Raw genomic sequence first — 23,591 nt, 5'->3', positions numbered from 1 at the left:
CAGGATGTGCCGTGCGGCACGCGCGGCATGTTGGAGAATATGGACAGGACTCGGGAGACCCGCATGACGTTTCTGATCACCGGAGGGGCCGGCTACATCGGCTCGCACGTCGTCCGCGCGATGCAGCTCGCGGGGGAGAAGGTCGTCGTCCTCGACGACCTGTCGACCGGCAACGAGAACCGCGTGCCGGAGGGCGTCCCCCTGGTGATCGGCTCGGTGCTGGACCACCTGGTGCTGGACGACACCATCCGCCGGCACAAGATCACCGGTGTGGTGCACCTGGCGGGCAAGAAGCAGGTCGGCGAGTCCGTCGAGAAGCCGCTGTACTACTACCACGAGAACGTGGAGGGCCTGCAGGTCCTGCTGGGCGCGGTGGCCCGGGCCGGCATCCGCAACTTCCTCTTCTCCTCCTCGGCCTCGGTGTACGGGATGCCCGACGTGGACCTGGTCACCGAGGAGACCCCGGCCGCGCCGCTGTCCCCGTACGGGGAGACCAAGCTGGCCGGCGAGTGGCTGGTCCGCGCGGCCGGCAAGGCGCACGGCATCGCCACCGCCTGCCTGCGCTACTTCAACGTGGCGGGCGCCGCGACCCCCGAGCTCGCCGACACCGGCGTGTTCAACCTGGTCCCGATGGTCTTCGAGCGCTACGACCGGGGCGAGGGCGCCCGCATCTTCGGCGACGACTACCCGACCCCGGACGGCACCTGCATCCGCGACTACATCCACGTCGAGGACCTCGCGGACGCCCACGTGGTGGCCGCCCGCAAGCTCGCCCAGTGGGCGACGGCCGGCGAGTACCAGGACCTCACCGTCAACATCGGCCGCGGCGAGGGCGTGTCGGTCCGCGAGATGGTCGAGCTGCTGAACGAGAACACCGGGCACGACCACGAACCGGTGGTCACCCCGCGGCGCCCCGGCGACCCGGCGAAGGTCGTCGCCTCCGCCGACAAGATCGCGCGGGAGCTGGGCTGGAAGGCCCGCCACGACGTGCGCGAGATGATCACCTCGGCGTGGGCCGGCTGGCAGGCGAACAAGACCCTGGTCCCCCACGAGCGCTAGCCGCGCCCGGTGCGGCCCCGGACCGGAGCGGCAGCCGTGCACTCCGGCACGCCGGGCGCCGGCGCCCGCACGGCCGCGGCACGCACCGCGCCCGGCGGCGCGGGCCCCGGCCCGCGGAATGCGTGAGGCCGCCCTTCCCACAGGGGGAGGGCGGCCTCAGGCCTGTCCGGCGGGCGTGTCCCGCGGCCGGATCCGCCCGGCCGCGGGGAGGGATGCCGCGGCGCGCCGTTCCGGCTCCCCGCGCCGCAGGCCTATCGCTGGAGGAAGGCGAAGAGTTCCTCCCAGCGGTCGGTGATCTCCGCGCTGGAGTACCGCTTCACGTCGCGGAAGGCGACATCGCCCATTCCGTCCCGCAGGGCCTTGTCCGACATGAGCCGGCTCAGGTGCCCGGCCAGTTCCACCGTGTTGCCCAGCCGGGCCAGCAGGCCGTCCTCGCCGTGCGAGACGATCTCCCGGACGCCCGGCGCGCAGTCGAACGCGACCGGCGGCACACCGGCGGCCATCGCCTCCAGCAGCGTGATCGGGAAGCCCTCGGCCCGGGACGCCTGCGCGAACACCGAGGCCCCGCGCAGCGCACCCAGCACGTCGCCGGTGCTGCCCATCCACTCCACCGAGTCGTCCAGGCCCAGCGAGGTGCAGTAGGCCCGCAGGGAGGCCTCCTCGGGTCCCGCCCCGTAGATCCGCAGGGTCCAGTCCGGGTGCAGCGGTGCCGTCTCGGACCAGGCGTCCAGCAGCAGGTCCACGCCCTTCTCGAAGGCGAGCCGGCCGACGGAGGCGACGACCTTCGCCTCGCGCGGCGCGGGCTCCTCCGGCATGAACGGCAGCGGGTTCGGCATGGAGCCCACGTTGTCCATCCCGGCGCGGATCCACAGGTCCGCGTCCTCCGGGGTGAGCACCAGCAGCCGGTCGACGTCCTTGTAGTGGCGCCGTACCCGGGCGGCCCGCGAGGACTTGTGGCTGGCCTCGTACGACTCGTGGCTCATCCCGATGACGGTGAGCCCCTTGGTGTCGGCGAGCGCCACCCACTCCATCGCCCAGACCTGGGTGCAGATCACCACGGCACCGGGCGCGGCCGCACGGAACAGCGTGCTCAGCTTCTCCGCCTGCTCCAGCATCCCGGCCCGGCGGGCGGCCTGGCGGCGCCGCTCGGGCGCGTTCAGCCTGCCCTTGATGCCGCGCAGGGCGCGCGGCGACGGGGGCCGCTCGTCGTACAGGGTGGTGGTGGCGTACGGCAGCTCCTCGGGGAAGGCCTGCCGGATGTGCTCCTCCACCGGGCAGATGCCGATGAGGTGCACCCGGTGGCCCCGGTCCGACAGCAGCCGCGCCATCTGGTGCGACCAGGTGGTCACCCCGCCGATCTCGTCGACGCTGTTGGACACGAAGAAGACGTCACGGCCCTGGCTCACTTGCCGCTCCCCTGGAAGAACTTCTCGACGATCCGGCGGGCGGCGTCCCCGCGGTCGTGCTCACCGAACTCGGCGAGGAAACGCTGCCGCGCCTCCGCGTACTTGGCGTCGGCCTCCTCGAAGGCGGAGAGCGCCTGCAGGAGTTCGTCCGCCGTGGCGACCACCGGGCCGGGCGCCTTCTCCTTGAGGTCGAAGTACGTGCCGCGGAGGTCCGACGCGTACGCCTCGTAGTCGTACGCGAAGAAGAGCATCGGCCGGTCCAGCACCGCGTAGTCGAACATCACGGACGAGTAGTCGGTGATCAGACCGTCGGCCAGGGCCAGCAGCGGGGTGATGTCGTGGTGCTTGGACACGTCGATCACCCGGCCCGCCACGGAGGGCGGCAGGGTGACGCTGTTGAGGTAGTGGGTGCGCACCAGCAGGGTGAAACGGTCCCCCAGCCGCTCGGCGAACTCCTCCACGTCGAAGGGGAAGGCGAAGCCCTCCACCGAGCCGTCCGCCGCCGCCCGGAAGGTCGGCGCGTAGAGCAGCACCTTCTTCTCCGGGTCGATGCCGAGCTCGGCGGCCAGCGGGCCGCGGACCCGCTCGCCGCTCTGCGCCTCCGCGCGGTGCGCCGCCACCAGGGCGTCGTTGCGCGGGTAGCCGGCCCGCATCAGCACCGTGTCGCGCAGCCGGAAGGCCTTGGCGAGGGTGCGGCTGTCGTGCTCGGACCGGATCAGGAAGTGGTCGAACCGGTCCACCGCGGCCTGGAACTTCGCCTGCCCGTCCTGGCCGAGCGCCTTGGTGCGCGGCTCGTGGAAGCCCATCCGCTTGAGCGCCGAGCCGTGCCAGGTCTGGATGTACGTGGTGCCCTGGCGCTTGGTGAGGGCCAGCGGGAAGCCCTGGTTGTCGATCCAGTACTCGGCCTGGGCGAGCGCCCGCAGGTACTGCCAGCTCCACCGCCTGACCAGGGTGGCGTCCTTGGGGAACCCGGTGGGCTTGGAGCCCGCGTAGGACCACACGGCATCGAACTCGACGCCCTGCCGGACCATTTCCTCGTAGATCGCCTTGGGGCTGTCGCTGTACTGCTTGCCCATGTGGCTCTCGAAGACGACCAGGCCCTTCTTGATCGGCAGCTTCGAGAAGACCTCGTGGTAGACCTTCACCTTCTGCTCGCCGGAGCCGATGTTCCGCTTGGTCCGCAGGGCCTTCTTCAGGCTCCGCTTGACGAGTCCGGCTGCTCTGCCGTGCATCGCACCGTTGATCAGTGCCTGGGTGCGCACGGCGGCCGCGCCCTCGGCGGTCAGCACGTACGACAGGTTGCCCTTCTTGGTGATCTCCGGTTCGAAGCGGTCGGAGACCAGGCGGGTCAGCCGGGGCCGGACACGCAGCTTGGCCGCGTCCTCCAGGTCCACATTGCCGACGGCGACACGGGTGTTGATCCGGTCCTTGCCCGCGGTCAGCTTCAGCCGGACGTCCCAGACCGCGTCGATGATGCCCAGCGGGCGGACGCTCTTGCCGATGTCGGCCCGCACGGACCACTCGATCGTGTCACCGGCGTGATCGATCTTCTCCACCGGGAAGCTGAACGACTTCACGCCGATCTGGCGGCGGGCGCGGAACTCCAGCTCCGCCTTGAGCGGGCCGTCCGCGGAGATCCGGCCCAGCGGGTTCACCACGGAACCGGACAGGGTGACCGTGCCGCGGCCGTCGTCCTCGTACGAGGTGAGCCGGTTGCCCAGGGCGAGCGAGGCCAGCGGGGTGGTGTGGAAGCCCTGGTCGGTGACGTCCAGTATGCGCCGGGCCTCGGCGTCGGCCGGGTCGTCGACGTGCTCGGCGCACCAGTAGATCCGGCCGTCGAGCTCGGCGAGCGAGGAGGTCAGCCGGCCGCGGTTGGTCATCGACTCGGCGGCGGACAGCAGGTTGACCCAGTCCTCCTTGCCGAGCAGGTAGGCGCAGATCGCCTGGAGGTGGTTGACCTGGTCGTACGCGGCCGGGTCGATGCCCTCCAGGTAGCCGTTGGCCAGCCGGGCGAACTCCTGCCGGTAGTCGTCGTCCAGCAGGTGCAGGTCGCGCAGGTGGAGCACCAGGTCGTGCTTGAGGAACTTGGCGTCCTTGGCCGACTTGATCTCGTCGTGGCCCTTCTCGGCGAGGAGGGCGTCGACGCGGCGGTGGATCTCCATCCGGTGCACGAAGTTGGCGATCTCGTGGCGCCGGTTGCTGATCGACTTCGAGGCGGCCTTCTCCTGCACGTTCCAGAAGTAGACGTGGTTGGGGATCAGGGCGATCCGGCCGGCCGCGACGTAGGCCTGCGCGGAGAACAGCAGGTCCTCGTAGTGGATGCCGACCGGGAACTCCAGCCCCTCGTCCAGGAGGAAGGACCGGCGGTAGCACTTGTTGGTGGAGAGGGTGTCGTACACCAGGAGGTCGGGGTACTCGGTGATCGACTCCAGCGTCCGGGTGCGGGAGTAGATCCACGGGTACCACTCGGTGGTCTTGCCCCACCGGTTGTCGAGGTGGACGCGCACGCACATGCCCGAGACCAGGTTCGCCCCGGTCCGCTCGGCCGCGTCCAGCATGTTCCGGCAGGCGTTGCGCTCCAGGACGTCGTCGCTGTCCAGGAACATCACGTACGTGCCGGCGGCCTGCTGGATGCCGTGATTGCGGGGGGCGCCGCAGCCGCCGCTGTTCTGCGGCAGCTGGAACGCGCGCACTCTGCCGGGATGCGCCGCTTCGAGTTCCTTGGCGACCTCGAAGGAACGGTCCTTGCTGCAGTCGTCGACGATCACTACCTCGACGCCCTGCAGCGTCTGGTCGATGACCGACTGGACGGCTGTCGGCAGACGCTCTGCGTCGTTGTAGACGATGACGACCACGGAGACGTCAGGCACGTGCACCTCGATCCCTAAATGTTCCGTTCCGCTTAACCCGTCAAAACTACCGTGTGTTCCACTCGGCTCCGGCAGCCCACCTCCGGGCGTGCATACTTCTAGAGCATGCGGATCAGACCCGCGGATCAGACCCAGCAGGAAGTGTTCATGACGAAGCTGTCCGTAGTCGTTCCTTGCTACAACGAAGAAGCAGTCATCGACAGCTTCGACACGGAGATCCGCAAGGTCCTCGGCGCCCTCCCCATCGAGTACGAGGTCTGTTACGTCGACGACGGCAGCCGCGACGGAACCCTCGCGAAGCTGCGCAAGATCGCCGAAGTGAACCCCGAGCAGACCCGATACGTCTCCTTCAGCCGCAACTTCGGCAAGGAGGCCGGCATGCTGGCCGGCCTGAAGGAGGCCACCGGCGACGCCGTGGTCATCATGGACGCCGACCTCCAGCACCCGCCGGAGCTGATCGGCAAGATGCTGGACCTGTACGCGCTCGGCCACGACCAGATCATCGCCCGCCGCAACCGCGACGGCGACAAGAAGGTCCGCAGCGCCCTGAGCCGCCTCTACTACCGGATGGTCAACCGGTGGGTGGACGTCGAGCTGATGGACGGCGTGGGCGACTTCCGCCTGCTGTCCCGGGCCGCCGTGGACGCACTGGTCTCGCTCCAGGAGTACAACCGCTTCTCCAAGGGCCTGTTCTCCTGGATCGGTTTCGACACGGTCACGTTCGACTACCAGAACGCGCAGCGCGAGGCCGGCGAGACCAAGTGGAAGTTCGGCTCCCTGCTGAACTACGCCATGGACGGGCTGATCTCGTTCAACAACCGGCCGCTGCGGCTGGCGATCTGGATGGGCGCGGCGCTCACCGCCATCGGAGCGCTCTACACCCTGTGGGTCATCGTGCAGGCGGCCACCAACGGCGTCGACACCCCCGGTTACGTCACCCTCGTCGCGATCATCGTGGCCCTGGGCGGCGTCCAGATGACCATGCTCGGCCTGATCGGCGAGTACATCGGCCGCATCTACTACGAGACCAAGCGGCGCCCGCACTTCCTGGTGAAGGAATCCCACGGGGCCGACCGGATCGACGCCCGATGACCTTGAAGGACCAGCTCGGCCAGATCTTCCGGTTCGGCCTGGTGGGCGGCGTCAACACGGCCACGTTCTTCGGCATCTACCTGCTCCTGCACCCGTGGATGCCGTACTTCGCCGCGTACAGCCTCGCCTTCGTGCTGGCGATGATCGGGTCGTTCTTCATGAACACCTACTTCACCTACCGCACGCGGCCCACCTGGAAGAAGTTCCTGCTCTTCCCGCTGACCAACGTCACCAACTACGTGATCCAGTCGGTCGGGCTGTACGCGCTGGTCACCTGGGCCGGGATGAACACGAAGATCGCCCCGCTGGTCGCGGCCGTGGTGGCGATCCCGTTCACCTATCTCCTCTCCCGGAAGATCCTGGTGCCCGGCGCCGCCGCCCAGGCGCAGACCGAGCCGACCCGCAGCAAGTCCGCGGTCTGACCCCATCCGCGGTCCGACCACATCCGACCGCATCCGCCGGCTGATCACATCCGTGGTCCGAGCGCGTCCACGGTCTGAACCGGAAGGCGCCCGTTCGCCGGAACCCCGTAGATTGAGGGCTGTATTCGGCGGACGGGCGGCAAGGGGATGGACGTGTCAGGGGCTAGGCAGGCTGTGGTGGACGCCCGCAGGATCGTGGTCAAGGTCGGCTCCTCCTCCCTCACCACGGCGGCGGGCGGCCTGGACGCCGACCGGGTCGACGCGCTCGTCGACGTCCTCGCCAAGGCCCGCAGCGGCGGCGAGAAGGAGATCGTGCTGGTCTCCAGCGGCGCCATCGCGGCCGGCCTCTCCCCGCTCGGGCTCCGCCGCCGGCCCAAGGACCTGGCCCGGCAGCAGGCCGCGGCCAGCGTCGGACAGGGCCTGCTGGTCGCCCGCTACACCGCCTCCTTCGCGCGCTACGGCGTCCGCGTCGGCCAGGTGCTCCTGACCACGGACGACACCAGCCGGCGCGCCCACTACCGCAACGCCTACCGCACCCTGGACCAGCTGCTGGCCATGGGCGCCCTGCCGGTCGTCAACGAGAACGACACCGTCGCCACGGACGAGATCCGCTTCGGCGACAACGACCGCCTCGCCGCCCTGGTCGCCCACCTGGTCCGCGCCGACCTCCTCGTGCTGCTCTCCGACGTGGACGGCCTGTACGACGGGGACCCGTCCCAGCCGGGCACCAGCCGGATCGAGGAGGTCCGCGGCCCCGAGGACATCGCGCACGTCTCCATCGGCAGCGCGGGCAAGGCGGGCGTCGGCACCGGCGGCATGGTCACCAAGGTGGAGGCCGCCCGGATCGCCGCAGCTGCCGGCGTCCCCGTGGTCCTCACCTCGGCCAGCCAGGCCGCGGACGCCCTGTCCGGGCGCGAGACGGGCACCTTCTTCCACGCCACGGGCAAGCGCTCCGCGGACCGCCTGCTCTGGCTCCAGCACGCCTCCACCCCGCAGGGCCACCTGGTCCTCGACGAGGGCGCGGTCCGCGCGGTCACCGAACGCGGCAGCTCCCTCCTCCCCGCCGGCATCGCGGCCGTCGAGGGCGACTTCTCCGCGGGCGACCCCGTCGAGCTCCGCACGGCGGACGGCCGGCCGATCGCCCGCGGCCTGGTCAACTTCGACGCCAAGGAGATGCCGCGCCTGCTGGGCCGTTCCACTCGCGAGCTCGCGCGGGAACTCGGACCGGAGTACGAACGCGAGGTCGTCCACCGGGACGATCTGGTTCTGCTGCAGGGCTGAGGTTCGGCAAAACCGCCGCGAAGCAGGCCCGGGACTGGTCAACTGTGGGTAACGGGCAGACACGCAGGGCAGAGGAGCCGACTGGTGGGACGAGCGCTGACCAGCGTCGCGGGCGGCGGCGGTGAGGACGAGGACCACCAGTCCCGGCTGTGGCACGTCACCCTGAGCGTGTCCGGCAAGCCGGTGCCGCTGGCCGAGGTCCGGCGCGGCCTGGAACAGCTGGCCCACGACCACCCCTTCCTCCTCACCAGCCGGTACGCCGACGACCACGCGGAGATCCGCTACTGGGAGGAGGCCCGCGACCTCCACGACGCGGCGGCCGTCGCCCTGCGGCTCTGGGGCGAACACCGCTCCTCGGCGCGGTTGCCGGCGTGGGAGATCGTCGGCCTGGAGGTCATCGACCGCGCGACCTACCACCAGCGCGTGGCCGAAGGCTACGGCCCGCCCCCGGCCCACCCGGTCGGCGTACACCCGTACTGACCCCGCAGGGCTGAGCCCTCCCGCACCCTCCGCCGGAGGTGTGGGCGGCCTCCGCTGAGGTGTGGGCGGGCACCTCCGCCGAGGTGTGGGCAGGCGTTCCGCAGGGCTGAGCCCTCCCGCGCCCTCCGCCGGAGGTGTGGGCGGGCCTCCGCCGGAGGTGTGGGCAGGCGTTCCGCAGGGCTGTGCCCTCCCGCGCCCTCCGCCGGAGGTGTGGGCAGGCGTTCCGCAGGGCGGAACGGGTGGGCACACCGGAACGCCGCCCAGCGGGCTCGCTCCGGCTTCACCGAAGCGTTGCCTCGGCTCCGTGCGCAGCCGGGCCCGGCCAGGGCGGTGGCTTCGCCAGACCCGGCACTGCCCGGAGCGGGAGCTCCGCCCGGACGGGGTCCGAACTGCAGCCGGACCGGGGCCGGGGGTGGCTGCGCGAGCCCTCGCGGGACCGGGGTGCCGTGTGCCCACCCGTGCCGCCCTGCGGCACGCCTGCCCACACGGCGGCGGGACGGGGCCGGCGCGCCAGCCCCCCACGGCCATGGCGGCGGCCGGGATCCGGCGCGGCCTGCCCACATCGCGACGGCGTCCGCCCGGCGCAGCCCCGGCGGGAGCCGCCCGGCGGGGGCGCCGTCTCGGGGGGTGGAAGCCCGCCGGCAAGGCGATCGCGGCGCACTACCCTGGACGGCATGACCTCGCTGAACGACGCCTCCGTCTCGCCCGTCATCGCCACCGCCCAGCGCGCCCGCACCGCCGCCGCGGACATCGCCCCGCTCCCGCGGTCCGCGAAGGACGCCGCCCTGCTGGCCATCGCCGACGCGCTGGAGGCCCGTACCGCCGAGATCGTCGAGGCGAACGCCAAGGACATCGCCAAGGCCCGCGAGGCCGGCACCAGCGAGACCGTCATCGACCGCCTCACCCTCACCCCCGAGCGCGTCGCCGCCATCGCCTCCGACGTCCGCGACGTCGTCGCCCTCCCCGACCCGGTCGGCGAGGTCGTCCGCGGCTCCACCCTCCCCAACGGCATCGACCTGCGCCAGGTCCGGGTCCCGCTCGGCGTCGTCGGCATCATCTACGAGGCCCGCCCGAACGTCACCGTGGACGCCGCCGCGCTCTGCCTGAAGTCCGGCAACGCCGTCCTGCTGCGCGGCAGCTCCTCCGCGTACGCCTCCAACACCGCCCTCGTCGGCATCCTGCGCGACGCCGTGGCCTCCACCGGCATCCCCGCGGACGCGATCCAGCTCGTCCCCGGCGAGTCCCGCGACTCCGTCCGCGAGCTGATGCGCGCCCGAGGCCTCGTCGACGTGCTCATCCCGCGCGGTGGCGCCTCCCTCATCAAGACGGTCGTCGAGGAGTCCACCGTCCCCGTCATCGAGACCGGCACCGGCAACTGCCACGTCTACGTCGACGCGGTGGCCGACATCGACACGGCCGTGGACATCCTGATCAACTCCAAGGCCCAGCGGCCCTCCGTCTGCAACTCGGCCGAGACCCTGCTGGTCCACCGGGACATCGCCGACGCCTTCCTGCCGCGCGCCCTCGACGCCCTCGCCGACTCCGGCGTCACCGTCCACGGCGACCCGGCCGTCCTCGCCGCGGCACAGGACAGCAAGGTCACCGCGCTGCCCGCGACCGACGAGGACTGGGCCGCCGAGTACCTCTCGTACGACATCGCCGCCGCCGTCGTCGGCTCCCTCGACGAGGCCGTCGCCCACATCCGCCGCTGGACCTCCGGCCACACCGAGGCCATCGTCACCACCTCGCAGGCCGCGGCCCGCCGCTTCACCCAGCTGGTCGACTCCACCACGGTCGCCGTGAACGCCTCCACCCGGTTCACCGACGGCGGCCAGTTCGGCTTCGGCGCGGAGATCGGCATCTCCACCCAGAAGCTGCACGCCCGCGGTCCGATGGGCCTCCCGGAGCTGACCTCCACCAAGTACATCGTCACCGGCGACGGACACGTGCGGTAACCCCCTTCCGGACTCCGCGTGGCCGAATTCCGGCTTACCGCCTGCCCAAAACCGGTGCCCAGGTCTACGCTGGACCCGTGCCGGACGACGTGGGGGGCAAGCCGTTCCCGGACGACGGGGACCCCGAAAACGAGCGCGACGACCGCGGGGGCGCGGATCAGGACTTCGCCTCCGTGGTGTTCGACGAGGACTTCGTCCGGAACGCCGAGATCCATGAGCCGAGCGCGGCCGAACGGCTGCGCGAGGCCGAAGCCGCCCGCGCCGCCGTCGCGGGCGGCCGCGCGGCCGACGAGGACCCCTTCGAGGGATACCCGTACGGATGGCCCGACGGCCCGCCGGACGGCTACGGCCCCGACGACCTCCCGTTCGGCTACGACGACGGCCCCTACGGCGGCCCCGGCTACGGCCCGTACGGCGCCTACGGCGGGACCCTGCGGCCCTACCGCGGCCGGTCCCGGTGGCTGCGCCCGGTGGCCTGGGTCCTCGCCGTGGTCATGGGCATCGGAATGGTCGCGCTGGCCTTCATCGCGGTCTACCGTGGTGCCTCGGGTTCCTCCGGAGACCCCGGACGGACCCCGCCCCCCGCGAGCAGGACGCCCCTGACGGAAGTCGGCGGCGGTGACGCGTTTACGCACCCCGCCGTGCGCCAACCCTGAAGGTACGACCTCCTCCCGGAGCAGGGAGACGCGCATGGCCGTGCCACGAGATCCATATGAGCCCACCCCCGACCCCTTCGGCGGGGGCGAGGACGATTTCCGGTCGGACGAATACCGGTCGGTGGTGTTCGACGAGGAGTTCGTCCGGGCTGCGCGCCTCCAGGAGTTCTCCGCCGACGAACGCATGGGCGAACACGCGCGCGCCGTCCGCAGCCGCTCCGTCTGGTCCACCGGTCACAGCCGCGGGCGCGGCCGCACCAGCACCCCCGGCCGGGCCGCCCGCCAGGGCCTGGTGCTGGTCCTGCTGATCGCGCTCGCCTTCGGCGCGGCCGTCTGGATGGGCCTGCGCAACCCCTACGTCGCCGCGCCCGGGAACCGCACCGAGGCGCTGACCAGCACGATCGTCCCGCTGGCCCCGGCCGGTCCGGTGCCCGGCGGCACGCCGGCCGAGTTGTTCGCGCACAGCTCCGCGGCCCAGTACCGGGTCGGTGCGGCCGGGATCACCCTCCCGGCGGTGCGCCGCACCCCGCACTTCACCGACACCCAGGTGGTCGCCGCGCTGAGCATCGCCAAGGACTACCTGGTGCAGTCCTCGCTGGACCCGGACGTGCTCGCCGGGGCCGCCTACCGCCCGGTGCGGATCCTGCTCGACCCCGACCAGCAGGACCAGTTCGACCGCAGCATGACCTCCGAGGGCGGCGACGCGCTGCACGCCGCCACTGGCTGGCTGGTCCGCTTCGATCCGGACACCGCAGTGATGGCCGACTCCCGGGTCCGGGTGAAGGGCACGCTCGCCTTCGACGAGGTCGCCCCCGGGGTGCTCGAAGTGATCTCCGACCACACCTTCGTCTACGCCGTGCGTCCGGCAGCCGCCAGGCAGCCCGCGGCCGGGCACACGGCTGCCGGGCACACAGCCGCCGGGCAGCCCGTGGCCGGGCCGTCGGCCGACGGCGGCGCCTCGCTGTTCACCGTCCGGCGTGAACTGCGCATGCGCTTCGACCGGGACGACCTGGTGGCCCGCCGGACCGAGCTGCTGGCCGCGTACGTGCAGGCCGGGCCGCACGACTGCGCCGTCGAGCCGTACGCCGGCTTCACCCCGCTGCTCGCCGGGGCCGAGGCCACCACGACGGGCCCGCCGGCCACCGACCCGTTCGCCGTCGGCCGCGAACGGCGGGCGGGCGGGCTGTGCGGCGCCCTGGCCGCCCAGAGCCCGGCCGCGAGCCCGAACCAGCAGAGCGGCCCGGCGAGCCCGGCAGACCAGGCAGAACCGGCGGGCCGGACGGGAGCCACCCCGGCCCGTTCCGTCCCGGCCGGCACCGCCTCGTAGCCGGCGCCACCGCCACCGGACCGCCACCGGACCGCTCCCGGCCCGGTGACGGCTGCGGCTTCCGCCGCCGGTCAGTCCTGCTTCCCGCCGTCCCCGTCCCCGGCGCCCTTGCCGTCCCGGCCGGCCCCCGCGAACTTGTCCCGCAGCGAGCCGGCCAGGTCGCCCGCCCCGCCCGCGATGTCGGTGACCAGCTTCATCAGCGGGTCCGAGCTCGTCCGCACCGAGTCCGCGTAGTGCGCGGCGGACTCCCGGAAGGAGTCCCTCACCGAGGCGTCCTTGTCCTCCTCGCGCCGCGGGTAGTGCCCGTCCATGATCCGCTGGAAGTCGCGGCTCTCCGCCCACTTCTTCAGCTCGGCGGCCCGCACCGTGGTGAACGGGTGCGTCCGCGGCAGCATGTTGAGGATCTTCAGCACCGAGTCGCGCAGGTCACCGCCGGCCTCGTACTCCTCGGCCTGCGCCAGGAAGGCGTCCACGTTCATCTCGTGCAGGTGGTTGCCGCCGGCCAGCTTCATCAGGCCGCGCATCGAGGCCCGTACGTCCTGCCCGACCAGCAGTCCGGCCCGGTCCGCCGACAGTTCCGACTTCCGGAACCACTCCCGCAGCGCCGTGACGATCGCCGTCACCGCCACATTGCCCAGCGGAATCCAGGAGACCTTCACCGCCAGGCTGGTCAGGAACAGCAGGATGGTCCGGTACACCGAATGGCCGGACAGCGCGTGGCCCACCTCGTGGCCCACCACCGCCCGCATCTCCTCCTCGTCGAGCAGCTCCACCAGACCGGTGGTGACCACGATGATCGGCTCGTCCAGGCCGATGCACATGGCGTTCGGCCGCGGATCCTGCTGCACGTACATCTGCGGGACCTTCTCCAGGTCCAGGATGTAGCAGGCGTCGCGCAGCATCGCGTGCAGGTGCGCGAACTGGGTCTCGCCCACCCGCACCGAGTCCGAGAGGAAGAGCAGCCGCAGGCTGCGTTCCGGCAGCAGCCCGCTGAGCGCCTTGAACACCGTGTCGAACCCGCTCAGCTTGCGCAGCGCCACCAGTGCCGACCGGTCCGCCGGGTGCTCGTAGGCCCGTGAGGAGATCCCCGGGAACCTCCTGCGGTCGCGTGCGGGCACCTTCTCGAATGCCGTGTCAGCCATTGCGCCTCCCCCTTGATCGGACTGCTCTGCGTTGCGTCTATCCTCTCCAACGCCTGAGTCGGCGTGAGCGTGCCCCAGGCACCCGCATACGATGTGAGCGAAGTCTCGGCCCCGCTCCCCGACCCGATAGGTACCTGCCTGATGAGCCTCTCCACCACCGCCCAGAGCCTGGTTCTCCTCGCCTCGGAGGGGGCGGAGACCCACGGCGGCAACCACGACAGCCTGAACCCGTACCTGACCGGTGGCGGTGCGCTCTTCGTGCTGCTCCTGATGCTGTGGGTCACCACGCGCCTCAACCGCGACCGTTAGTCCGACCGCGGCAGTCGCACCCCGGCTCCGGGCCGGTATGGTCTGCGCTCATGGGAGAGCAGGAAACGCCTACCGGTCCGGTCAAGCGCAGGCTCGGCGTGATGGGCGGGACATTCGACCCGGTCCACCATGGCCACCTGGTGGCCGCCAGTGAGGTGGCCGCGCTCTTCCACCTCGACGAGGTGGTGTTCGTACCGACCGGCCAGCCCTGGCAGAAGTCGGAGCGGGCCGTGTCCCCGGCCGAGGACCGCTACCTGATGACGGTCATCGCCACGGCCTCCAACCCGCAGTTCTCGGTGAGCCGCATCGACATCGACCGCGGCGGCCCGACGTACACCATCGACACCCTGCGGGACCTGCGGCGCCTCAACGACGACGCGGACCTGTTCTTCATCACCGGCGCCGACGCCCTGGCGCAGATCCTCACCTGGCGCGACGCCGAGGAGCTGTTCTCGCTCGCGCACTTCATCGGGGTCACCCGGCCCGGCCACCTGCTCACCGACGACGGCCTGCCCGAGGGCGGCGTATCCCTGGTGGAGGTCCCCGCGCTGGCGATCTCCTCCACCGACTGCCGCGCGCGGGTCGCCGCCGGCGACCCGGTCTGGTACCTGGTCCCCGACGGTGTGGTGCGGTACATCGACAAGCGAGAGCTGTACCGGGGAGCCTAGCTTCCGCACGAGAGGGGCACCGCGGTGAACGACCCACAGGAACCGCAGTTCATCGGCTACGACGAGTACGGTCGGCCGGTGTACCGCCAGGTGCCCGCCGCGCCCCCTCGGCAGTACGGCCAGTACCCGCAGCAGTACCAGCAGCAACCGTACGGCCATGACGCCTACGGGCAGCCGGTCGCCCAGCCCCAGGCGGCGCCCCGGCAGTACCCGCAGCAGCCCGCGCAGCAGTACTACGGGCAGGACGGCTACGGCTACGGCTACGGCGGCGGCTACGACGGCTACGACACCGGGCAGATGCCGCAGGTGCAGCAGATGCCCCCGCAGGCGTACCAGCAGGGCCCGCAGCAGGCCCCGCCGCAGCAGACCGGCCGCCAGTGGATCCCGCAGCAGGCGCCCGACCGGGACCCGGCCGCGGACCCCGGCACGGACCCGGACGACGAGGGCCCCGAGGCCGGCACCGCGCCGGTGCCGGGGCAGCGCCGCCCCGCCCCGGACTACCGGACCGAGCAGTTCGCCTTCCTCGACCAGCCCGACGAGGACAGCGACGACGTCATCGACTGGCTGAAGTTCACCGAGAGCCGCACCGAACGCCGCGAGGAGGCCCGGCGCCGCGGCCGCAACCGGGTGGTCGCCCTGATCATCGTCCTCGCCCTGTTCACGGCGGGCGGCGTCGGCTACCTCTGGTACGCGGGCAAGCTGCCCTTCCTCGGCCGTGACGGCGCCGGTACGGGCACCGCCGCGGAGACCGGACCGCAGAAGCGCGACATGATCGTCGTCCACCTGCACAACACCAAGAAGGGCGGGACCTCCACCGCCCTGCTGGTCGACAACGTGACCGCCAAGAAGGGCGCCACGGTCCTGCTGCCGAACACCATGACCGTGCCCAGGGACGACGGCACCTCGGTCGCCCTGGGCAAGTCGGTCGAGGAGGACGGCCTCGGCGGCACCCGCGAGGCCCTCGACGCCATGCTCGGCACGCACATCGGCGGCACCTGGCGACTGGACACCCCGTACCTGGAGAACCTGGTCCAGGCGGTCGGCGGCATCGAGGTCGACACCGACACCGCCGTCCCCGCCGACGACAAGGCCAAGACGCCCGCCGTGGGCCAGGGCCAGAAGCAGAACCTGACCGGGGCCATGGCCGTCGCCTACGCCACCCACCGCGCCCAGGGCGAGCCGGAGGCCAAGCAGCTGGAGCGGTTCGGCAAGGTCATGTACGCCACCCTGCGCAAGATGCCCAGCGAGGAGCGGTCCGCGGTCCTCACCGTGGAGTCCCTCGGCCAGATCCTCGACCCCTCCCTCACCGACCGGGCGCTGGGCGGATCGCTGGCCCGGCTCGCCGAGCACGCCAAGCTCGGCGCGTACCGCACGGACGTGGTCGCGGTGAAGCAGGACGGCGCCCTGTCCGACGAAGCCGGCCGGACCGTCGTCAAGGAGATCCTCGGCGGCAGCCTGACCGCCCCGCAGGGCGCCTCCGCGGCTCCGCGGGTCGGCCTCAAGGACGCCACCGGCAACGAGACGGCCGCCACGGCGGCCCGGGCCGCGCTGGTCAACGGCGGCTACACGTTCGTGGACGGCGGCAAGGCCGGCCAGAGCCAGGCGGGCACCCAGGTCACCTACCAGGACGACGCCCAGCGCGAGAAGGCGGTCGAGGTCGCCAAGACCCTGGGGCTGCCCGAGACCGCGGTGAAGAAGGCCGCGAGCCCGGTCAACGCGGACGTCGTCGTGGTGCTGGGCAAGGACTACAAAGCCCGGTAGCGGCCGGGCCGCGGGGAAAGGCGTGGGCGGTGTCGGCCGCCCATGAGACCCTTGTAAGGATCTGCCCTCGACCCGAAAGCATGGCTCAGTGACCGCCACGGACCGCTCCATCGAGCTCATCACCACCGCCGCCCAGGCGGCGGCCGACCGGCTCGCGCACGACATCATCGCGTACGACGTCAGCGACGTGCTGTCGATCACCGACGCCTTCCTGCTCGCGTCGGCGCCCAACGACCGCCAGGTCAAGTCCATCGTCGACGAGATCGAGGAGCGGCTCCTCAAGGAGCTGGGCGCCAAGCCGGTGCGCCGTGAGGGCGACCGCGACGCCCGCTGGATCCTGCTCGACTACGTGGACATCGTCGTCCACGTCCAGCACAGCGAGGAGCGCGTCTTCTACGCGCTGGAGCGCCTGTGGAAGGACTGCCCCGAGATCGAGCTCCCCGAGGACGCGAAGCTGACCAAGGGCAAGGCCGAGGAGCACGCCAAGCTGCGTGCGACGCAGGCCGAGGACGACCTGGACGGTGATCTGTTCTGAGCGCGACCAGCACGCAGCCGAGCGCGGCGACGGGCGGCAGCGCCGGGCGTCCAGGCCGCAAGATCGTGCTCTGGCGGCACGGCCAGACCTCGTGGAACCTGGAGCGCCGCTTCCAGGGCTCCACGGACATCGAGCTGACCGAGACCGGCGTGGCCCAGGCCCGCCGCGCCGCCCGGCTGCTGGCCTCGCTGACGCCGGCCGCCATCGTGGCCTCCGACCTCAAGCGGGCGGCCGCGACGGCCGCGGAGCTCGCCGCCGTCACCGGCCTGCCCGTCGCGCACGACGCGGCGCTGCGGGAGACGTACGCCGGCGAGTGGCAGGGTCTGACGCACGAGGAGATCGTGGCGAAGTACGGCGAGCAGTACGCGGCGTGGAAGCGCGGCGAGCCGGTACGGCGCGGCGGCGGCGAGCTGGAGACCGAGGTCGCCGACCGGGCCGCCCCCGTGGTCCTGGACCACGCGGACCGGCTCGACGGGAACGGCACCCTGGTCGTGGTCAGCCACGGCGGCACCATCCGCACCACCATCGGCCGGCTGCTCGGTCTCGACCCGTCTTCCTGGGAGAGCCTCGGCGGGCTGTCCAACTGCTGCTGGTCCGTGCTGGGCGAGGGCGCGCGCGGCTGGCGGCTGCTGGAGCACAACGCCGGCACGCTGCCGGAGCCGGTGCTCGGCGACGACGACTGACGGGCGCCGGGGAGTGGATTTCACTTTCCGGCTGGTCACAGGCTATGGTTCTTCTTGTCCGCAGGGAACACCGCAGAAAACAGCGGGGGAACGGCGGAGAGCAAGGGGCTATAGCTCAGTTGGTAGAGCGCCTGCATGGCATGCAGGAGGTCAGGAGTTCAATTCTCCTTAGCTCCACAGCGGTAAGGATCCCATCCCCGGCAGGGGGTGGGATTCTTCGCGTTTGTTCCGTGCTGCACGTCCGACCGGCCGCATGGCAGAATCGGACGGCCGGAGGGGGAGACGACGGCCCGGCCGGCTCTGAACGGGAGGGAGTCGCTCACGGATGGGTGCACACCGGCGGCGGTGCGACTGGTGCGACAACGGCACGCCGATCGTGCGGGACATGGACCCGGTCAATCCCGACTACCAGTACTGGTGCGAGGAATGCGCGCGGGCGCTGATCATAAAAGGCGACCCCATCGAGACCTACCGGGAGCTGGAGGGGGAGCCGATCTACGGCCGCCTCCTCGACGAGCACTGCACGCTGAAGCGCTTCTACCAGTTCGCCCGGGCGTGAGCTTCCACCTAAATCGGACCAAATCAGACATCACCGAAACCGATTTTTGGTCCGGGGCCATGACCGTGTAGTGTTCTGGATGTCGCCAGGGGGAACCGGCAAGGGAAACCGAGCAGGGGCCCGGCGGCAAGAAGCAAGGGGCTATAGCTCAGTTGGTAGAGCGCCTGCATGGCATGCAGGAGGTCAGGAGTTCAATTCTCCTTAGCTCCACAGTGAGGAAGCGGGCCACCCGGATCGGGTGGCCCGCTTCTCGTTGTGTGGTCGCCCGAGCGGCGGCTGAGGCCGCTGCGGTACCCTGACGCCATGCGTGCCGTACGCCTTCTGCTTACCGAGCCGCGCTGAGCAGCCTCGACCTGCTGGTCCACGGGATCACGGTCGAACTCGGCGCGGCGTCCCCTCCTGTGCGAGGGGTTTTTTCGTTTGGGCAGGCAGAGACGGCAGAGACGATCGATGGAGCTTGTAGGAATCATGAGCGAGACGAACACCCCGGCCCCCGAGGCGGCCGAGGCGCACCGTTACACGGCCGCCCTGGCCGCCGACATCGAGGCACGCTGGCAGGACGTATGGGACGCGGAGGGCACCTACGAGGCGCCCAACCCGACCGGTGACCTGGCCGGCGACCCGGCCCTGGCCGCACGGCCCAAGAAGTTCATCATGGACATGTTCCCGTACCCCTCCGGTGCGGGACTGCACGTCGGTCACCCGCTGGGGTACATCGCCACCGACGTGTTCGCCCGCCACCAGCGGATGACCGGCCACAACGTCCTGCACACCCTGGGCTTCGACGCCTTCGGCCTGCCCGCCGAGCAGTACGCCGTGCAGACCGGCACCCACCCGCGCGTGTCGACCGAGGCGAACATCGAGAACATGAAGGTCCAGCTGCGCCGGCTGGGCCTGGGCCACGACCGGCGCCGCTCGTTCGCCACGATCGACCCGGACTACTACAAGTGGACCCAGTGGATCTTCCTGCAGATCTACAACTCCTGGTACGACACCGAGGCGAAGAAGGCCCGCCCGATCGCCGAGCTGGTCGCCGCCTTCGAGGACGGCTCCCGTGAGGTCCCCGGCGGCCGCGCCTGGGCCGGCCTGACGGCCGCCGAGCGGGGCGACGTACTGAACGAGTACCGGCTGGCGTACGCCTCCGACGCGCCCGTGAACTGGTGCCCCGGGCTGGGCACCGTCCTGGCCAACGAGGAGGTCACCGCCGACGGCCGCTCCGAGCGCGGCAACTTCCCGGTCTTCAAGGCCAAGCTGAGCCAGTGGAACATGCGCATCACCGCGTACGCCGACCGGCTGCTGGACGACCTGGAGGCGCTGGACTGGCCCGAGGCCATCAAGCTGCAGCAGCGCAACTGGATCGGCCGCTCCGAGGGCGCCCGCGTCGACTTCGCCCTGGGCGACGAGGCCGTCACCGTCTTCACCACCCGTCCGGACACCCTGTTCGGCGCCACCTACATGGTGCTGGCGCCGGAGCACCCGCTGGTGGAGAAGTTCATCCCGGCCGCCTGGCCGGAGGGCACCCACGAGGTCTGGACGGGCGGCCACGCCACCCCGGCCGAGGCCGTCGCGGCCTACCGCGCCTTCTCCGCCGCCAAGTCCGACGTCGAGCGGCAGGCCGACGCCAAGGAGAAGACCGGCGTCTTCACCGGCGAGTACGCGGTCAACCCGGTCAGCGGCGACAAGGTCCCCGTCTTCATCGCCGACTACGTGCTGATGGGCTACGGCACCGGCGCGATCATGGCGGTTCCGGCGCACGACAGCCGTGACTTCGAGTTCGCGCGCGCCTTCGAGCTGCCGATGCGCTGCGTGGTGCAGCCCTCCGACGACCGCGGCACCGACCCGGCGGCCTGGGGCGACGCCTTCGTCTCCTACGACGCGAAGCTGGTGAACTCCACCGGCGCCGGCGTCTCCCTGGACGGCCTGGGCGTCGTCGAGGCCAAGGCCGCCATCACCTCCTGGCTGGAGGAGCGGGGCATCGGCGAGGGCACGGTCAACTTCCGGCTGCGCGACTGGCTGTTCAGCCGCCAGCGCTACTGGGGCGAGCCCTTCCCGATCGTCTACGACGAGGACGGCGTCGCCCACCCGCTGCCCGAATCGATGCTGCCGCTGGAGCTGCCGGAGGTCGACGACTACTCCCCGCGCACCTTCGAGCCGGACGACGCGGGCTCCAAGCCGGAGACCCCGCTGTCGCGGCGCGAGGACTGGGTGAACGTCGAGCTGGACCTGGGCGACGGACGCGGCGTCCGCTCGTACCGCCGCGAGACCAACACCATGCCCAACTGGGCCGGTTCCTGCTGGTACGAGCTGCGCTACCTGGACCCGCACAACTCCGAGCAGCTGGTGGACCCGGCCATCGAGCAGTACTGGATGGGTCCGCGCGAGGGCGCGCCGCACGGCGGCGTCGACCTGTACGTGGGCGGTGCCGAGCACGCGGTGCTGCACCTGCTGTACGCGCGATTCTGGTCGAAGGTGCTGTTCGACCTGGGCCACGTCTCCTCCGCGGAGCCGTTCCACAAGCTGTTCAACCAGGGCATGATCCAGGCGTACGCGTACACGGACTCCCGTGGCGTCTACGTGCCGGCGGCCGAGGTCGAGGAGCGCGACGGCGGCTACTTCTACCAGGGCGAGCCGGTCAAGCGTGAGCACGGCAAGATGGGCAAGTCCCTGAAGAACGCCGTCACGCCCGACGAGATCTGCACCGAGTACGGCGCCGACACGCTGCGCCTGTACGAGATGGCGATGGGCCCGCTGGACGTCTCCCGGCCGTGGGACACCCGCGCGGTGGTCGGCCAGTACCGGCTGCTGCAGCGTCTGTGGCGCAACATCGTCGACGAGGAGACGGGCGCCGTCACGGTCGTGGACGGCGAGCCGGACGAGGCCACCCTGCGCGCCCTGCACAAGGCGATCGACGGGGCCGGCGGCGACCTGGCCGGGCTGCGCTTCAACACGGCGATCGCCAAGATCACCGAGCTGAACAACTTCCTGACCAAGGCGGGCAAGCCGCTGGAGCGGTCCGTGGCGGAGCGCCTGGTCCTGCTGGTGGCCCCGCTGGCCCCGCACATCGCCGAGGAGCTGTGGCACCGGCTGGGCCACACCGACTCCGTCGTCCACCGGGACTTCCCGGTGGCCGACCCGGCGTACGTGGTCGACGAGGCCGTCACCTGCGTCGTGCAGATCAAGGGCAAGGTCAAGGCCCGCCTGGAGGTCCCGCCGGCCATCGCCGACGCCGATCTGGAGAAGCTGGCGCTGGCCGACGAGGCGGTCGTGGCGGCACTGGGCGGGGCGGAGATCCGCAAGGTGATCGTCCGCGCCCCCAAGCTGGTGAACATCGTCATCTGACCCGCCTACCTGACACAGGCGCCGGGGGTTTTCCCTTACGGGCAGGTTGGGGGTTCCAAGGGAACCCCTGGCCTGCCCGTGGCGTTTACGGTGGAGGTGAGCGAGCACTCGACCAAGCGAGGACTCGACCAGGGGAAGGGGCCGACATGGAGGCCGCGTTGATCATCTTCGCGCTGATGCTGCTGGCCTTCGTCGGCCTCGGCGCGTACGCCACGGTCAAGGTGGTCGGGGCGGCGAAGCGGGGGGTGGAGCGGACGGTCACCCAGGCCCGGCGGACGGTCGAGGACACCACGCTGCGGGCCAAGAGCCTCGGCCAGGTGGGCGTCGCCGGGGCACTGGCGCAGCTGAGGCTGGACCTGCGGACCTCGATGCGCGCCACCCAGCAGGCTCTGCAGGAGGGTGCGCGCACGGATGCGTCCCTGCAGGAGTCCCTGTCCCTCTTCGAACAGCTGAGCCGGCACGGCCGTGAGCTGGACGAGGAGCTGAAGCGGCTGGAGACGGAGCCGGACAAGGCCCGGCTCCAGGGCATGCTGCCGGAACTGCGCGAGCGCACCCAGCGCATCACCCGGTCCGCTGACTCCCTGCGCTGGGCGGCCCACGACCGCGCCCGACGCCTTTCCGAGGACGACCTGTCGGTCCTCTCGGACCGCATCGGGATGGAGTCGGACGCCCTTCGCGACTGGTCCCGCCCGTCCACCCCGGACGACGACCTCGCCGCCGCCCTCGCGGACGAACAGGACCGCGCGTCCGCGACCCCGCCCACCGAGGCAACCCCGCCGCGGCCGTCGGCCGAGTCCCGCTCCGCCCTCCCGCCGTCCGCCCCGCGGCCGCAGTACCCCTGGCAGAAGAGCCCGCGCCCGGAGGCGACGACCTGACGTTGCGGTACCTCCCCAGCGGAGCTGCCGGGGGCGCGGGGAGCTGCGCGACCCACCCCCGCAGGCCCCGCAGGCCCCGCAGGCGAAGGGAGGGGTCCGGAGAGGTCCGGAGGGGTCCGCGGCGGAGCCCCGGTTTCGGGAAAGGGCGGGTAGGGGAACAGCTCCGCGCAGCGGCCCCAGGCAGCCCCGGGCCGGCCGCCGGGCGAAAAGCGGAAGCCGCAGTCCGCCCCCTTGCTGCCGCCGCACCCCCACTAGGGGTAACCTCCGCCTCATGTCCCGCCATGTCGCGATCGTCACCGATTCCACGGCCTACCTGCCCCATCAGGCAATGGCGCGGCACGGGATCACCTCCGTCCCGCTCACCGTGGTCCTCGGCGGCGAGGCCCTCGTCGAGGGCACCGAGATCTCCGCCCGCAGCCTGGCCCTCGCCCTGCAGAAGCGCCGCTCCGTCACCACCTCCCGCCCCAGCCCGGAGGACTTCGTACGCGCCTACCGGGCCGCCGCCGACGCCGGTGCGACCGGAATCGTCAGCCTGCACCTCTCCGCCGAGTTCTCCGGCACCTACGACGCCGCGGTGGTCGCCGCCCGGACCGCCCCCGTCCCGGTCCGGGTCGTCGACACGGGCATGGTCGCGATGGCCCTCGGTTTCTGCGCCCTGGCCGCCGCGGAGACGGCCGAGGCGGGCGGCTCGGCCGACGAGGCGGTGGCCGCCGCGGAGAAGCGCGCCTCGGGAATGTCCGCGTTCTTCTACGTCGACACGCTCGACTACCTGCGCCGGGGAGGCCGCATCGGCGCGGCCCAGGCCCTGCTCGGCTCCGCGCTCGCCGTGAAACCCCTCCTCCAGCTGGACGGCGGCCGCATCGAGATGCTGGAGAAGGTGCGGACCGCGTCCAAGGCCATCGCCCGGCTCGAAGACCTCGCCGTGGAACGCGCGGGGACGGGCGACGTGGACATCGCCGTGCATCACCTGGCTGCCCCGGAGCGGGCGGAGAAGCTGGCGGAGAGGCTCCGGGAACGCGTACCGGGCCTGGCCGAACTGCACGTCAGCGAGGTGGGCGCGGTGATCGGCGCGCACACCGGACCGGGGCTGCTGGCCGCCGTCATCTCGCCGCGCTGATCACCCCGGAGGGTGAGCCGGTTATCCACAACGACCCGGCAATCCACAGGAATCG

20 protein-coding genes and 2 tRNA genes are annotated in these 23,591 nt (G+C 71.5%); 19 read left to right on the top strand and 3 right to left on the bottom strand.

From position 1 onward, the window contains the following. Nucleotides 1-63 precede the first annotated feature (63 nt). Nucleotides 64-1,059 carry a UDP-glucose 4-epimerase GalE gene (gene galE, locus AC067U_RS08215; protein WP_478828812.1) on the top strand — a complete coding sequence of 332 codons (996 nt, stop codon included), beginning with the start codon at nucleotides 64-66 and terminating at the stop codon, nucleotides 1,057-1,059. Between the two features lie 251 nt (nucleotides 1,060-1,310). Here galE and AC067U_RS08210 read toward each other — a convergent pair whose 3' ends face one another. Together AC067U_RS08210 and AC067U_RS08205 are read right to left on the bottom strand one after the other, a co-directional pair. Further along, nucleotides 1,311-2,465, bottom strand: a complete 1,155-nt coding sequence (locus tag AC067U_RS08210) for a glycosyltransferase (protein ID WP_478828811.1) — start codon at nucleotides 2,463-2,465, stop codon at nucleotides 1,311-1,313. Next, a complete protein-coding gene (locus AC067U_RS08205) occupies nucleotides 2,462-5,341 on the bottom strand; it encodes a bifunctional glycosyltransferase/CDP-glycerol:glycerophosphate glycerophosphotransferase (protein ID WP_478828810.1) in 2,880 nt (959 codons plus the stop codon). The genes AC067U_RS08210 and AC067U_RS08205 overlap by 4 nt, the downstream gene beginning before the upstream one ends. Nucleotides 5,342-5,482: 141 nt before the next feature. Here AC067U_RS08205 and AC067U_RS08200 point away from each other — a divergent pair, with 141 nt between their 5' ends. The 7 genes from AC067U_RS08200 to AC067U_RS08170 all read left to right on the top strand — a co-directional run bounded on the left by AC067U_RS08200 (nucleotide 5,483) and on the right by AC067U_RS08170 (nucleotide 12,548). Further along, nucleotides 5,483-6,427: a glycosyltransferase family 2 protein gene (locus AC067U_RS08200; RefSeq protein ID WP_478828809.1), complete on the top strand. Its 945-nt coding sequence runs from the start codon at nucleotides 5,483-5,485 to the stop codon at nucleotides 6,425-6,427. Beyond that, a complete protein-coding gene (locus tag AC067U_RS08195) occupies nucleotides 6,424-6,849 on the top strand; it encodes a GtrA family protein (RefSeq protein ID WP_478828808.1) in 426 nt (141 codons plus the stop codon). The genes AC067U_RS08200 and AC067U_RS08195 overlap by 4 nt, the downstream gene beginning before the upstream one ends. 153 nt (nucleotides 6,850-7,002) lie before the next feature. Beyond that, nucleotides 7,003-8,130, top strand: coding sequence for a glutamate 5-kinase (gene proB / locus AC067U_RS08190; RefSeq protein ID WP_478828807.1), 1,128 nt, complete (start codon nucleotides 7,003-7,005; stop codon nucleotides 8,128-8,130). 42 nt (nucleotides 8,131-8,172) lie between these two features. Beyond that, nucleotides 8,173-8,610, top strand: a complete 438-nt coding sequence (locus AC067U_RS08185) for a hypothetical protein (protein WP_478828949.1) — start codon at nucleotides 8,173-8,175, stop codon at nucleotides 8,608-8,610. A gap of 674 nt (nucleotides 8,611-9,284) precedes the next feature. After that, nucleotides 9,285-10,565 (top strand): glutamate-5-semialdehyde dehydrogenase, encoded by a 1,281-nt coding sequence (locus AC067U_RS08180; protein WP_478828806.1) that lies wholly within the window; start codon nucleotides 9,285-9,287, stop codon nucleotides 10,563-10,565. Nucleotides 10,566-10,642: 77 nt separating this feature from the next. Continuing rightward, nucleotides 10,643-11,221, top strand: coding sequence for an SCO2584 family spore wall biosynthesis protein (locus tag AC067U_RS08175; protein ID WP_478828805.1), 579 nt, complete (start codon nucleotides 10,643-10,645; stop codon nucleotides 11,219-11,221). Between the two features lie 34 nt (nucleotides 11,222-11,255). Next, nucleotides 11,256-12,548: an SCO2583 family membrane protein gene (locus tag AC067U_RS08170; protein ID WP_478828804.1), complete on the top strand. Its 1,293-nt coding sequence runs from the start codon at nucleotides 11,256-11,258 to the stop codon at nucleotides 12,546-12,548. Between the two features lie 71 nt (nucleotides 12,549-12,619). On the opposite strand, the gene AC067U_RS08165 is transcribed toward AC067U_RS08170, so the two are convergent. Then, complete coding sequence (locus AC067U_RS08165) at nucleotides 12,620-13,690, bottom strand: M48 family metallopeptidase (RefSeq protein WP_478828803.1); 1,071 nt, start codon at nucleotides 13,688-13,690, stop codon at nucleotides 12,620-12,622. A gap of 141 nt (nucleotides 13,691-13,831) precedes the next feature. Between AC067U_RS08165 and AC067U_RS08160 the strand changes: the two genes are divergently transcribed. The 11 genes from AC067U_RS08160 to AC067U_RS08110 all read left to right on the top strand — a co-directional run bounded on the left by AC067U_RS08160 (nucleotide 13,832) and on the right by AC067U_RS08110 (nucleotide 23,536). Further along, nucleotides 13,832-13,999: a hypothetical protein gene (locus tag AC067U_RS08160; RefSeq protein ID WP_478828802.1), complete on the top strand. Its 168-nt coding sequence runs from the start codon at nucleotides 13,832-13,834 to the stop codon at nucleotides 13,997-13,999. Between the two features lie 50 nt (nucleotides 14,000-14,049). Further along, entirely contained in the window at nucleotides 14,050-14,667 is a 618-nt protein-coding gene (nadD, locus tag AC067U_RS08155) for a nicotinate-nucleotide adenylyltransferase (RefSeq protein WP_478828801.1), read from the top strand. Nucleotides 14,668-14,691: 24 nt separating this feature from the next. Further along, on the top strand, nucleotides 14,692-16,428 hold the full coding sequence (locus tag AC067U_RS08150) for an LCP family protein (RefSeq protein WP_478828800.1): 1,737 nt from the start codon (nucleotides 14,692-14,694) through the stop codon (nucleotides 16,426-16,428). An 88-nt stretch (nucleotides 16,429-16,516) separates the two neighbouring features. Beyond that, the gene (rsfS, locus tag AC067U_RS08145) at nucleotides 16,517-16,963 is read left to right on the top strand and encodes a ribosome silencing factor (protein ID WP_478828799.1); all 447 of its coding nucleotides are present in this window, start codon (nucleotides 16,517-16,519) and stop codon (nucleotides 16,961-16,963) included. After that, complete coding sequence (locus AC067U_RS08140; protein ID WP_478828948.1) at nucleotides 16,960-17,646, top strand: histidine phosphatase family protein; 687 nt, start codon at nucleotides 16,960-16,962, stop codon at nucleotides 17,644-17,646. Before rsfS ends, AC067U_RS08140 begins: the two co-directional genes overlap by 4 nt. A gap of 104 nt (nucleotides 17,647-17,750) precedes the next feature. Then, nucleotides 17,751-17,823 (top strand) — tRNA-Ala (locus AC067U_RS08135). Between the two features lie 148 nt (nucleotides 17,824-17,971). Beyond that, nucleotides 17,972-18,205, top strand: coding sequence for a hypothetical protein (locus AC067U_RS08130; protein ID WP_030229679.1), 234 nt, complete (start codon nucleotides 17,972-17,974; stop codon nucleotides 18,203-18,205). Between the two features lie 137 nt (nucleotides 18,206-18,342). Next, nucleotides 18,343-18,415: transfer RNA gene (locus AC067U_RS08125), tRNA-Ala, on the top strand. Between the two features lie 258 nt (nucleotides 18,416-18,673). Continuing rightward, the gene (gene leuS / locus AC067U_RS08120; RefSeq protein ID WP_478828798.1) at nucleotides 18,674-21,544 is read left to right on the top strand and encodes a leucine--tRNA ligase; all 2,871 of its coding nucleotides are present in this window, start codon (nucleotides 18,674-18,676) and stop codon (nucleotides 21,542-21,544) included. A 146-nt stretch (nucleotides 21,545-21,690) separates the two neighbouring features. After that, nucleotides 21,691-22,419 carry a hypothetical protein gene (locus tag AC067U_RS08115; RefSeq protein ID WP_478828797.1) on the top strand — a complete coding sequence of 243 codons (729 nt, stop codon included), beginning with the start codon at nucleotides 21,691-21,693 and terminating at the stop codon, nucleotides 22,417-22,419. 271 nt (nucleotides 22,420-22,690) lie between these two features. Next, nucleotides 22,691-23,536 carry a DegV family protein gene (locus tag AC067U_RS08110; protein ID WP_478828796.1) on the top strand — a complete coding sequence of 282 codons (846 nt, stop codon included), beginning with the start codon at nucleotides 22,691-22,693 and terminating at the stop codon, nucleotides 23,534-23,536. Nucleotides 23,537-23,591: the final 55 nt, after the last annotated feature.

It is taken from the genome of Streptomyces sp. NPDC043853, from assembly GCF_056436025.1.
The sequence above is the reverse complement of the archived record's forward strand: the minus strand, read 5'-3'. Positions and strand labels throughout refer to the sequence as shown.